12 protein-coding genes are annotated in these 12,030 nt (G+C 70.8%); 8 read left to right on the top strand and 4 right to left on the bottom strand.

Annotation, left to right across the window (positions count from 1 at the left end):
• The first annotated feature begins 93 nt into the window (after positions 1-93).
• Positions 94-372 (top strand): hypothetical protein, encoded by a 279-nt coding sequence (locus AB0B91_RS09700; protein WP_358317859.1) that lies wholly within the window; start codon positions 94-96, stop codon positions 370-372.
• Positions 373-407: 35 nt separating this feature from the next.
• Here the strand turns inward: AB0B91_RS09700 and AB0B91_RS09695 are convergent, their stop codons facing one another.
• Positions 408-1,982: a serine/threonine-protein kinase gene (locus AB0B91_RS09695; protein WP_358317858.1), complete on the bottom strand. Its 1,575-nt coding sequence runs from the start codon at positions 1,980-1,982 to the stop codon at positions 408-410.
• A gap of 336 nt (positions 1,983-2,318) precedes the next feature.
• On the bottom strand, positions 2,319-3,791 hold the full coding sequence (locus AB0B91_RS09690; protein WP_358317857.1) for an IclR family transcriptional regulator C-terminal domain-containing protein: 1,473 nt from the start codon (positions 3,789-3,791) through the stop codon (positions 2,319-2,321).
• Positions 3,792-3,914: 123 nt separating this feature from the next.
• Between AB0B91_RS09690 and AB0B91_RS09685 the strand changes: the two genes are divergently transcribed.
• The 3 genes from AB0B91_RS09685 to AB0B91_RS09675 all read left to right on the top strand — a co-directional run bounded on the left by AB0B91_RS09685 (position 3,915) and on the right by AB0B91_RS09675 (position 6,536).
• Positions 3,915-4,688: a CoA transferase subunit A gene (locus AB0B91_RS09685; RefSeq protein ID WP_358317856.1), complete on the top strand. Its 774-nt coding sequence runs from the start codon at positions 3,915-3,917 to the stop codon at positions 4,686-4,688.
• Entirely contained in the window at positions 4,685-5,314 is a 630-nt protein-coding gene (locus AB0B91_RS09680) for a CoA transferase subunit B (protein ID WP_358317855.1), read from the top strand. The genes AB0B91_RS09685 and AB0B91_RS09680 overlap by 4 nt, the downstream gene beginning before the upstream one ends.
• 76 nt (positions 5,315-5,390) lie before the next feature.
• A complete protein-coding gene (locus tag AB0B91_RS09675) occupies positions 5,391-6,536 on the top strand; it encodes a thiolase family protein (protein ID WP_358317854.1) in 1,146 nt (381 codons plus the stop codon).
• 28 nt (positions 6,537-6,564) lie between these two features.
• On the opposite strand, the gene AB0B91_RS09670 is transcribed toward AB0B91_RS09675, so the two are convergent.
• Entirely contained in the window at positions 6,565-6,762 is a 198-nt protein-coding gene (locus AB0B91_RS09670) for a hypothetical protein (RefSeq protein ID WP_358317853.1), read from the bottom strand.
• Here AB0B91_RS09670 and AB0B91_RS09665 point away from each other — a divergent pair.
• Positions 6,685-7,242, top strand: a complete 558-nt coding sequence (locus tag AB0B91_RS09665; RefSeq protein ID WP_358318332.1) for an amidohydrolase family protein — start codon at positions 6,685-6,687, stop codon at positions 7,240-7,242. The genes AB0B91_RS09670 and AB0B91_RS09665 overlap by 78 nt on opposite strands.
• A gap of 7 nt (positions 7,243-7,249) precedes the next feature.
• On the opposite strand, the gene AB0B91_RS09660 is transcribed toward AB0B91_RS09665, so the two are convergent.
• Complete coding sequence (locus tag AB0B91_RS09660; protein WP_358317852.1) at positions 7,250-8,416, bottom strand: Ig-like domain-containing protein; 1,167 nt, start codon at positions 8,414-8,416, stop codon at positions 7,250-7,252.
• A 156-nt stretch (positions 8,417-8,572) separates the two neighbouring features.
• On the opposite strand from AB0B91_RS09660, the gene AB0B91_RS09655 reads away from it, so the two are divergent.
• Genes AB0B91_RS09655 through AB0B91_RS09645 form a run of 3 tightly spaced genes read left to right on the top strand, consistent with a single transcriptional unit; the run spans position 8,573 to position 11,945 of the window.
• Complete coding sequence (locus tag AB0B91_RS09655; protein ID WP_358317851.1) at positions 8,573-9,511, top strand: ABC transporter ATP-binding protein; 939 nt, start codon at positions 8,573-8,575, stop codon at positions 9,509-9,511.
• Positions 9,508-11,118: an ABC transporter permease gene (locus AB0B91_RS09650; protein ID WP_358317850.1), complete on the top strand. Its 1,611-nt coding sequence runs from the start codon at positions 9,508-9,510 to the stop codon at positions 11,116-11,118. Before AB0B91_RS09655 ends, AB0B91_RS09650 begins: the two co-directional genes overlap by 4 nt.
• A 5-nt stretch (positions 11,119-11,123) precedes the next feature.
• The gene (locus tag AB0B91_RS09645; protein WP_358317849.1) at positions 11,124-11,945 is read left to right on the top strand and encodes a class I SAM-dependent methyltransferase; all 822 of its coding nucleotides are present in this window, start codon (positions 11,124-11,126) and stop codon (positions 11,943-11,945) included.
• The last annotated feature ends 85 nt before the right edge of the window (positions 11,946-12,030 follow it).

Here is a 12,030-nt window from a genome sequence, read left to right as displayed (position 1 = left end):
CGGCCGAGCCGGGTCTGCGCTACTTACGGACTATGGACCAGGTCCCGCTTCGGGCTGGTCAACCCCAAGCTCTACGGTGAACGCGAGGCCGTCGTGCTGATGCTCGCCGAGGCGAAGAACCGACCCGCGCCCTGCACCATCGACGTGTGCGACAAGGGCTTCGCCGGCGCGGACTTCGAATGCACCCTGCTCACCGAGTTCGGCATCACCGTGGTCCGAGGGCAACTCGGCCTCGACCAGCACGGCGCCCGGATCCTGTCCGGGCTGTGGACCCGAGTGATCCAGCGCCTGTTGGCCCTGAACGTCGCGATCTGGTTCAACTGGAAGATCGGCACGCCGCGTAAACGATCCTTGATCGCCTACGACCACTGACCTAATCGACCTGCACCAATTCCCCGATCAACCATCTAGCACATGGTGAAGCTGAGGGACTTGGCGCGGGAGACCGGCGAGGTGATCCGATAGGTGATCGTATGCGTGCCGTCCTGCGGCTCGACGAGGTCTTTCGAGTGCACGTAGTCGCTGCGGCTGCCGGCTGGCAGCCGCGCTGAGCCGCTCTCGATGACCTTCCCGTTGTAGATCCATTGGTAGGAGTACGGCGCCGCCGGTTTCGTGGCGTCGACCCCGGCGGCGAAGTTCATCGAGCCGGTGAAGCAGGTGACGCCCTCGGTGTTGATCTTGGATGACCCCTGGACGCGGACGTAGGCGAGGGTGAACGAGGCGCTCGACGCGGGTTTGCTCGTGGTGGGGGTGGAGCTCGTCCGCGTCCGGGTGGGCGTGGGGGTTGTCTTCGTACTGGTCGGTGTGGGGTCCTTCGTACGAGTGGGCAGTGGCCGGGTGGTCGTGCGATCCGCCGAGGGTGTCTTCGACTTCTTCGGCTTGTGCGTGCCGCGCTTGGCCGGGGGTGTCGAGGGGGTCACCGGTTTGCTCGACTTGGCGACGAGCAGCGGCCCGCCTCCGTATTGGGTCGAGGCGGCGTTCCGGATGACGACGGCTCCCACGGACACGGCCGCCAGGGAGACGGCGACCGCCCCTGCAACAGCGGCGACCAGCGGGAACCGACCCACGGTGCGCTTCGGCTTTTGGGACATCGACCCTTGGGACACCAGCCCTTGGGACATCGACGCAGGAGCTACCGGCACGTTAGCTACCAGGGCATGGGCTACCGGCGCTTGAGCTACCGGCGATGGACGTTCCTGGCCGCCGAGGAGACGCAGAAGCACGTCCCGCATGGCCGGGCGGTCGCGCGGGTCCTTGGCCAGGCACGCGTGGACGACCGGGCGCAGGGGCGCCGGCAGGTCGCCCAGCTGGGGTTCCTGGTGCAGGATCCGGTTGATGACGGCCGGCAGCGTGTCCTCACCGAACGGCGGCGTACCGGTGCCGGCGAACACGATGACAGACGCCCACGCGAACACATCCGCCGCGGGCCCGACCTGCGTCCCCGCCAACTGTTCCGGAGCCATGTAGGCGGGTGTGCCGACGATGCTGCCGGTGGCGGTGCCGGTGGCCGCGGCGTCGGTGGCGCGGGCGACGCCGAAGTCGATGACCCGCGGCCCGTCCCGCCCGAGCAGCACGTTGGCGGGCTTGAAGTCCCGGTGCACGACCCCGGCGGCGTGAATGGCGGCCAGCGCCGTGGCAGTGCTCACGGCCAGTCGCTGCAGGTCGCCGCCCGCATGGCGGCCCGCCTGCTGCAGGGAGGGCCCGTCGATGTACTCGCTGACGATGTACGGCCGACCGCCCATCGACGCGTCCAGCACCTGAGCGATGCAGAACGGCTCCACCCGGCGCGCCGCCGCGATCTCCCTGGCGAGCCGGTCATCACCGGCGGCGACCTCCCGCAGCACCTTGACGGCCACCGGGCTCCCGTCGGCCGCCTGCCCCAGATACACCACACCCTGACCGCCCGCCCCGAGCCGCCCCGTGATCCGGTAGGCCCCGACCACCGCGGGATCGCCTTCACGCAGCGGCTCGACGTACGGCATGAGGAAGTGACTCCTGACGGGGTTGTGAGATCAACCCCAAGGACCCTAGCGGGACAAGCCCGGACTTGTGGCCCCTTAACCAGATCACCCAATCACCACCAGACCACCCCAACGCCCCCACCGGACCAGGCGGCCCAAGCGGGTCGGTCGGGGCGGTCGGGGCGGTCGAGCTCAGCCGTTCGGGGTCGTTAGGGCGGGTCGGTCGGTCGGGCCGGTCGGTCGGGCCGGTCGCGACGCTCGGGCGGTTGACCCGGGCGAGCCTGGCGAGTCGGGCGGGCCAGGCGACTCGGGCGGGTCGGGAGCGTGGGTCGGGTCGGTTGCGTCCCAGTAGGGCGGTCAGGACGGGCGGGTGTGGGACAGGTCTGCTTCCATGCGGGCCGCCGCCTCAGTGAGGGCGGGCAAGACGTCGCGGAGCAGTTCGGCGGGGGTGGCGCGGCTGGCGTGGGTGGCGACGTTGACGGCCGCGACGACCCGGCCGCTCCGGTCGCGGATGGGTACCGCGATGGACCGCACGCCTTCCTCCAGTTCCTGGTCGACGAGGGCGTAGCCGTCCACTGCCGCCTGCCGTACGGCTGCCGCCAGGTCGGCGGGCGAGGTGAGCGTGTGGGGGGTCAGCGGGCGTGAGGGCATCCCGGCCAGCCGTTCCTCGGGCAGGTCGGCCAGAAGGACCCGGCCCATCGAGGTGGCGTACGCGGGGAAGCGGGTGCCGACGGTGATGTCGACGCTCATGATGGCGACGGTCGGCACGCGCGCCACGTAGACGACGTCGTCGCCGGACAGCGTCGCGACCGAGGCCGACTCGTGAACCCGCGCCACCAGGTCCACGAGGTGCGGCTGGACGATCTCGCCGAAGGTCCGGCCCGACAGATGGGCGTACCCGAGCTCCAGCACCTTGGGCTGCAGGACGAACCGGCTGCCGTCGGCCGCGACGTACCCCAGCCGTTCCAGGGTCTGCACCGCGCGCCGGACAGTGGCCCGAGGCAGGCCGGTGACCTTGGCAGCGGCGGCCAGTGTGAGCCCGCCACGCGCCGAACCGAGCGACACCAGCACGGCCAGACCGCGAGCCAACGACTGAAGGTAACCGGCCCCCAGCTCCTCCTTCGTCGCCCGCGACGCGTCCACTCCCGCGCCGATCGGAAGAGGAGAGCCCGGCGCAGCCGACGCGACCGGGTCGGCCAGGGCCGTCTCCATCTCCCCCGCCGTCTTCAGCAGGCTGGGCAGTGCGTGATCACGCAGACCAGCGGCCGTGTGTCTGCTGGTGTGGCTGGCCACGGTCAGCGCGCAGATCGTCGTACCGCTCCCGTCCCGAACAGGCACCGCGACCGCCACCAGGCCGGGCTCGACGAGCTGGTCGTCCTCGGCCCACCGTGCGGCGGGGTCGAGCAGGATCAGGCCGGCCGCGCAGCGGTCGGCGGGCAGCAGGTCGCCCACCCGGAAGGCCACCGACATGGTGCGTCGCCGGGCGAAGCGGCCGACGAAGCGGACCCCGTCCCCGTCCCGCACGGCCAGCGACACCGACTCGTCCAGTTCGTCGGCGAGCCGCTGGGCGTACTCGTCGAGGGCCGCGCCCAGACCGCCGCACGCCAGGTACGCCTCGCCCAGCTCCATCAGGCGCGGCGCGAGCAGCACGTCGCGTTCCTCGGCCCGTACATAACCGAGCCGGACGAGCGTGGCCACGATCCGGTCGACCGTCGATCTGGCCAGGCCGGTGGCCCGCACCAGGTCGGTCGCGCGCATCGGCCGTCTGGGACCGGCGGCCAGCACGCGCAGGACGGCCAGCCCGCGTTCCAGAGTGCTCGCCGGTTCCATCCGCTCTCCTCCTTCGAGCTCTCAAGTCCTCAAGGACTTTGACAGAGCACGATTCGGCTCTCCATACTCGACGATAATAATGAATTAAAGTTCACTTAGCGAACACATACGAAGCGGAGTGCCGTGCGGAGAGACAAAGTGGTGGCCACCGCCCATGAGGCGCTGGCCGATGTTCGGGACGGCGCGTCGTTCGCGGTCGGCGGGTTCGGTCTCTGCGGCATTCCGGACGTGCTGATCCAGGCGCTGCACGATTCCGGCGTACGCGGCATCAGCGTCGTGTCGAACAACTGCGGAGTCGACGGCGGCGGTCTGGGCACCCTGCTGGCCGATCGGCGGATCGCCCGCGTGACCGCCTCCTACATCGGTGACAACAAGGAGTTCGCCCGGCAATACCTGGGCGGCGAGCTGGAGGTGGAGCTGACCCCGCAGGGCAGCCTGGCCGAGCGGCTGCGCGCCGGCGGCAGCGGCATCCCCGCCTTCTACACCCCGGCCGGGGTCGGCACGCCGGTCGCCGACGGCGGGCTGCCGCTGCGGCACGCTCCCGACGGGTCGGTCGCGCTCGCCTCACCGCCCAAGGAGGTCCGCGAGTTCGCGGGCAGGCAGTACGTGCTGGAACACGCCATCACCACCGACTACGCGCTGATCCGGGCGGCGAAGGGGGACCGCCACGGCAACCTGGTCTTCAACAAGGCCGCCAGGAACTTCAACCCGCTTGCCGCAATGGCCGCGCGCATCGCGATCGCCGAGGTCGAGGAGCTGACCGAACTCGATCCCGACGAGGTACACCTGCCCGGTGTCTTCGTCGACCGCATCGTGGCGCTCACCCCCGAACAGGCCGCCGTCAAGCCCGTCGAACGGCGTACCGTCTCCACTCCCCCGGAAGGGAGCGCGTCATGAGCTGGACCCGCGACGAGATGGTCGCCCGTGCGGCGGCCGAGCTGCGCGACGGCGACTACGTCAACCTCGGCATCGGGCTGCCCACCCGGATCCCGTCCTTCCTGCCGCCCGACGTGGACGTGACCCTGCACTCGGAGAACGGCATCCTCGGCGTCGGCCCCTACCCGACGCCGGAGGAGATCGATCCGGACCTGATCAACGCGGGCAAGGAGACGGTGACGGTACGGCCGGGGGCCTCGTTCTTCGACTCGTCGCTGTCGTTCGGCATGATCCGGGGCGGTCACATCGACGTCGCGGTGCTGGGCGCGATGCAGGTCTCGGCGCGCGGCGATCTGGCCAACTGGATGGTTCCCGGGAAGCTCGTCAAGGGTATGGGCGGGGCCATGGACCTGGTCCACGGTGCCCGCAAGGTGCTCGTGATCATGGACCACACCGCCAAGGACGGGTCTCCCAAGATCGTCGAGGAGTGCTCGCTGCCGCTCACCGGCAAGGCGTGCGTGCATAGGATCATCACCGACCTCGGCGTCCTCGACATCACCGACCAGGGCCTGGCGCTGGTGGAGACCGCGCCCGGCGTGAGCGTCGCGCAACTGCGCGACCGTACGGATGCGGAGGTAACCGCGTGAGAACCGGATGCGGAGGTAACCGCGTGAGAACCGGATGCGGAGGTCCTGTCGTGAGGATCGGTACGGAGGTCCTGTCGTGAAGACCGTCTATGTCCTGGACGCCGTGCGCACCCCCTTCGGGCGCTACGGCGGGGCGTTGTCCGGCGTCCGCCCCGACGACCTGGCCGCGCACGTCATCAAGGCGCTGGTGGACCGCAACGGCGAGGTCGCCGCCGACGAGGTGATCCTCGGCAACGCCAACGGCGCCGGCGAGGAGAACCGCAACGTGGCCCGGATGGCCGCGCTGCTCGCCGGACTGCCGCTGACCACGCCGGGCGCGACCGTGAACCGGCTGTGCGGCTCCGGCATGGAGGCCGTCATCCAGGCGTACCGGGCGATCGCCGTCGGCGACGCCACCACGGTGATCGCGGGCGGCGTGGAGTCGATGACCCGCGCGCCGTGGGTGCTGCCCAAGCCGGATCGGGCCTTCCCCGCCAAGGGCCAGGAACTGGTCTCCACCACGCTCGGCTGGCGGCTGGTCAACCCGAGGATGCCCGCCGAGCACACGGTCGCCCTCGGCGAAGGCGCCGAGCTGATCGCCGACAAACACCGCATTTCCCGGGCCGAGCAGGACGTGTTCGCGCTGGCCAGCCATCAGAAGGCGGCCAAGGCGTCCTTCGACCGCGAGATCGTCCCCGTCGGCGACCTCACCCGGGACGAGGGCATCCGCGAGGACACCTCGCTAGAGGCGCTCGCCCGGCTGAAGCCCGCCTTCCGCGCGGACGGCACGGTCACCGCGGGCAACTCCTCCCCGCTCAACGACGGCGCCGCGGCGCTGCTGCTCACCGACGAGGCCGGGCTGCGCGGGCGCGAACCGCTGGCCAGGATCACCGCGAGCGGCGTCAGCGCGCTCGAACCCCGCTACTTCGGCCTCGGCCCGGTCGAGGCCGTCAAGAAGGCTCTGGCCAAGGCGGGCAAGGGGTTCGGCGACCTGACGACCGTCGAACTGAACGAGGCGTTCGCCGCGCAGGCGCTCGGCTGCCTGGCCGAGTTGCCCGAGCTCGATCCCGGGATCGTCAACCCGTACGGCGGGGCGATCGCCCTGGGTCATCCCCTGGGCGCCTCGGGGGCCCGCATCACCGGGACGGTCGCCCACCAACTGGCGGCGGCCGGTTCCGGCACGGGTCTGGCCGCCCTCTGCATCGGGGTCGGCCAAGGACTGGCCGTCGTACTGGAGAGGTAGGACGGCCAAGGGTGCGAAAGGCGGGAGTTCAGCCGTCGACGCGGAGCTGTGCGGCCAGCAGCCGGTAGTAACCCACCAGGGTGACCACCTCGTACAGGCGGGTCTGACCGAGCGCGTCGATCGACGCGGCGAACGTGTCGTCGGTCAGATCCCCCGTACGCAGCAGCTCACGGGCCGCCTCCAGGACCGCCCGCTCGGCCGGGTCCGCCTGAACTTCCTGCCCCACCTCGGCCCCAGCCCCTCCCTCGAGAGCATCGACGCGGTGATCCGGCTGATCCGCCCGTACGGCTGGCACCTCGGCGTGCACGTGGCCGGCCGCGGCATCGTCGACCTGGCCGACCTCATCCGCGCCGCGGAGCTCCCGGTGATCATCGATCACATGGCCCGGGTGGACGTGCACGCCGAGGAGGCGGCGGAGACGCTGCTGCGCCTGCTCGACACCGGGCACGTCTGGGTGAAGCTCAGCGGCGCCGACCGGCTCTCCGCCTCGGGGCCGCCGTACGAGGACGTGGCCCCCTTCGCCGGACGCCTCGCCGCGCACGCTCCGGAGCGGGTCCTGTGGGGGACCGACTTCCCGCACCCGAACATCTCCGGCGAGATGCCGGATGACGGCGTCCTGGTCGACTTCCTGGGCCGGATCGCCCCCACCGACGCCCTGCGCCGGCGCATCCTGGTCGACAACCCCACGGCCGTCTTCGGCTTCTGACCAGCGGTTAACCGCCGTTGACGGGCTTGCCCAGCGCGCTGCCGGCCAGCCAGTCGTCCCAGGACTTGGCCCACGGCGTGGGACCGTTGCCGAACCGCAGCTTCCTCGACGTGCCGCTGACCTGGATGATGTCGCCCCGCTGGGTGAACTCGTAGAACCAGCGCGCGTTGGCCGGGCTGGCGTTGACGCATCCGTGGCTGACGTTGGAGTTGCCCTGCGCGCCGGTCGACCAGGGGGCGGCGTGGAAGAAGGTGCCGCTGTAGGTCATCCGGACGTTCCACTTGGTGGGGATGCGGTACTCCCCCGGGTGGCCGGTGGTCGCGGAGTCCATGATGATGTCCGCGGCCTTCTCCTGGGCGATCATGGTGCCCGAATAGCTGTCGTCGCCCGGCCTGCCGAGGCTGACCGGGATGGTCTTGACGACCTTGTCGCCGTCGGTCACCACCGCCTCATGGGTGCGGGCGTTCACCTTGGTGATGTGCCGGGGGCCGACGGTGAAGGTCAGGCTGCGGTCCTTGGTGCCCCACAGCCCCTCACCGGCCTTCACCCCTGCCAGGTGCGCGACGACCTCGACCTTCTCCCCGGTCGGCCAGTACTCGCGCGGCCGGAACTGGACCTCGCGATCGCTCACCCAACTCCACGCGCCCTCGACCGGCTCGGACATCTTCACCACCAGGGCCCGCTCGATCGCGGCCCGGTCCTCCTTGTCGGCCACCGACTGCGACAGCAGGAGCTGGACGGGCATCCCGACGCCGACCTTGTCGCCGTCCAGCGGCGCCATGCCGCTCTCCAGCGCGCGTTTCGGCTTCAGCGTGGTGAACTTCGCCTGCCCGGTGACCTGCTTGCCGTCCGTGCCGATCGCCTCGGCGCTGACCGTGTACGCCGTCGACGGGCGCAACGCCCACTGGGGGCGCCAGGTCCCGTCGGTTCCCACGGCACCCTGTACCGCTTTCGCCTTGGCGTCGGCGACGGTCAGCTTGGTGACCTTGCCGCCGGTGACCTTGACGCTGACGCCCGTGTCCGGAGCGACCTTCTTCGTCCCGTCAGCGGGGGTGATCGCCAGCTTCGCCACCGGGCCCTGCGACTGGGGGGCGGCGCCCGGGGTTCGCGTGCCGCCGCTGGAGGTGCATCCGGCGGTCAGGACCACCGCCAGGGCGAGGGTACTGGCGACCATCGTGGGGCCGTTCCGCATCCTTGATGCCTCCCGTGCCTGACAAGTAGTCAAATTTCACTTTAGCCAGCTTTACCAATGAGCCGTACGGCTCTTGCCCTAATTCGGGGGGAACATGCGGTTGCCATCGTGGCTACACACAGGTGTAGTCTCCTTCACATGACAGTAACCAGCTATACGCATGGGCAGAATGGCGCCATCTCGGTGACCGGCCTGGTCAAGGCGTTCGGCTCGACCCGGGCCCTGGACGGCCTCGACCTGGTGGTGCGCACCGGCGAGGTGCACGGCTTCCTCGGCCCTAACGGCGCCGGCAAGAGCACCACGCTCCGCATCCTGCTCGGCCTGATGCGCGCCGACGCGGGCACCGCCCGGCTGCTCGGCGGCGACCCGTGGTCCGACGCCACCGCCCTGCACCGCCGCCTGGCCTATGTGCCCGGCGACGTCACCCTGTGGCCCAGCCTGACCGGCGGTGAGGTGATCGACCTGCTCGGCCGGCTGCGCGGCGGGCTCGACCAGCGCCGCCGCGCCGACCTGCTGGACCGCTTCGACCTCGACCCCCGCAAGAAGGGCCGCGCCTACTCCAAGGGCAACCGGCAGAAGGTCGCCCTGGTCGCCGCCCTCGCCTCCGACGTCGAGCTGCTCATCATGGACGAGCCGACCTCCGGCCTGGACCCGCTGATGGAGGAGGTGTTCCGCCAGGCGATCCGTGACGAACAGCGGCGCGGCGACCGTACCGTGCTGCTGTCGAGCCACATCCTGGCCGAGGTCGAAGCTCTGTGCGACCGGCTCACCATCATCCGCGACGGCCGTACCGTCGAGACCGGCACCCTCGCCGACCTGCGCCATCTCACCCGCACGACCATCCGTGCCGAGCTCATCCACGCTCCGGACGGCCTGGCCGGCCTGCCCGGCGTGCACAACCTGCGCACCGATGACGGCGGCGTCCGCTTCGACGTCGACGGCGCCGCACTCGACGCGGCGCTGCGTCACCTCACCCAGGCGGGCGTCCGCAGCCTCGTCAGCCAGCCGCCCACGCTGGAGGAGCTGTTCCTGCGCCACTACGAGCGGGCCGACACGGACCGGCGGGTGGCCCGATGACCGGGCTCGCGGGCACCGGCAGGCTGGTCCGCCTCGCGCTGCGGCGTGATCGCGTGCTCCTGCCGCTGTGGACCCTCATCCCCTGTGTGGTCCCGCTGGCGTTCATCGCCGCGTTCAACGGCGGCTTCCCCACCGCGGCGGCCCGTCAGGAGTACGCCGAGACCAGCCTGCACAACGTCGCCTTCACCGTGGCCTATGGCCCGCTGAACGGATCGAGCCTCGGCCAGCTGGTCACCTGGCGTGCGGGATTCATCCCCGTGGTGATCGCGGTGTTCAGCCTGCTCACCGTCATCCGGCACACCCGTACCGAGGAGGAGGCCGGCCGCCGGGAGCTGATCGGCGCCACCGCAGTCTCACGCCACGCGGGAGTGGCCGCCGCCCTGATCATGACCTGCGGGGCGAGCCTGGTCCTCGGCCTGGTGTCGGCTCTGGCGCTGGTCAATGCGGGATTGGGCGTCGCCGGTTCGCTGGCCTACGGGTCGGGGCTCGCCACCATCGGTTGTGTCTTCGCCGCGACAGGCGCGGTGGTCGCACAGCTCACCGCCGGGGCCGGGAGCGCACGCGGCATCGGGGTCGCCGTCATCGGGACCGCGTTCCTGCTGCGCGGCATCGGCGTGGTCAGCGAGAGGTCCGGCGGCGGGCTGGGCTGGCTGTCCTGGCTGTCGCCGCTCGGCTGGGCGCACCAGTTCCGACCGTTCAGCGGCGAACGGTGGTGGGTCCTCGCCGTCGCCGTCGGCGGGGTGGCCGCGCTCATCGCGCTGGCCGTCGCGCTGTCGGCGCGGCGAGACCTCGGCAACGGCCTGTTCCAGGCCCGCCCCGGCCCGGCGGGCGCCGCCCCGGGGCTGCGCTCCCCCTTGGCGCTGGCCTGGCGGCTGCACCGCCGATCGCTGGCGAACCGGATCGCCGGGTTCGCCGTGGTCGGGTTCGGGCTCGGCGGCATCGCCAAGAGCATCGGCGAGCTGATGGACAACAGCTCTCCGGCGGCGCGAGAGGCCCTGGCGCGGCTGGGCGGTCACGGCACCGTCATCGACCAGTACCTCCAGGGGATGATGACCATGTTCGGCGTGGTCGCCGCCGCGTACGCGATCCAGGCCGCCCTCCAGCTGCGGGCCGAGGAGAGCGGCGGACGCGCGGAGTCCCTCCTTGCCGCGCCGGTCGACCGGCTGCGCTGGGCGGGCGGGCACTTCGCCTTCGCGCTGCTCGGCCCGGCCGCCGGGCTGGCCGTCTTCGGGGCCGCCGTCGGCCTCGCCCACGGGCTGAACACCGGCGACGTCTGCCGCGAGCTACCCCGCGCCCTGATCGCCGCGCTCGTACAGGTGCCCGCGGTGTGGGTGTTCGCCGGACTCGCCTTGGCGCTGTTCGGGCTGCTGCCGCGGCTGGCCGCGGGCGCGTTCGCCGTACTGCTGGTGAGCCTGCTGTTCGGCTGGGTCGGCGGTGAGCTGCAGCTGAGCCAGTGGGTGATCGATCTGTCGGTGTTCGCCCATGTCCCGCTGCTTCCCGGCGGGGAGCTGACCGTGCTGCCGCTGATCGTGCTGACCGCGATGGCGGCGGCGCTCACCCTGGCAGGCCTGCTCGGCCTGCGCCGCCGCGACCTACCTGTGGGCTGACCGATATGGCGACCATCCCCATCGACTTCACCGGCGTACGGGTCACCGCCCTCGTCGAGCTGTACCTGCGGTGGCTGGACAGCAAGGACCCGCACCCGATCCTCGGCGACCCGTGGGCGGACCGGGTCGTCCGGCGGCTCGGCTTCGACTTCTCCTCGTTCAAGCCCATGGCCCTCGGCCGGTACGCCGTCGGCGTCAGATCGCGGGTGATGGACGAGTGGACCAGGGAGTACCTGGCGAAGAACCCGGACGCGATCGTCCTGGACCTCGGCTGCGGCTTCGACAGCCGCGTCTTCCGGATCGATCCGGCTCCCGGCCATCACTGGTATGACGTGGACTTCCCGGACGTCATCGAGATCATGGACCAGCTCTACCCCCAACGCCCGGAGCACACCACCATCGGCGCGTCCGTCGTCGACCCGGCCTGGCTCGACCGGATCCCCGGCGACCGGCCGGTGATCGTGGTGGCCGACGGGCTCTACCAGTTCCTCGACGAGGACGAGGTACGGCAGGTCTTCCGGAACATCATGGACCACTTCCCAACCGGCCAGTTCGTCTTCAACATAGGCGCGGCGTCGGTCAAGAGGCGTTACGAGAGTCAGCCGAATTCGATCTTCGCCCAGCACGGCATCACCTTCGGGTGGACCATCGAGAGCGCCCGGGAAGCCGAGCGTCTCGACGACCGCCTGCGCTACGTGGACCAGCGGAGTGTGGTGGAAGCGGCCCTGATCAGACACGCCTCTCTGTACTACCGGATGCTGTGCGCCGTGATCAGCATGGTGCCGGCCTGGAGAAACGCCGGCTTCCTCCTTCGCTACCGCTTCTGACGGGCGGCCCCGGCGGGATGGATGATCGCTGTTGACAGGCGTTACCAACCAAGCGCATGCTTCATGCTGTGACGGGGGCCACACC

Origin of the sequence: Nonomuraea sp. NPDC049141 (assembly GCF_040648415.1) — a bacterium.
Taxonomy (GTDB): Bacteria; Actinomycetota; Actinomycetes; order Streptosporangiales; family Streptosporangiaceae; genus Nonomuraea.
The sequence above is the reverse complement of the archived record's forward strand: the minus strand, read 5'-3'. Positions and strand labels throughout refer to the sequence as shown.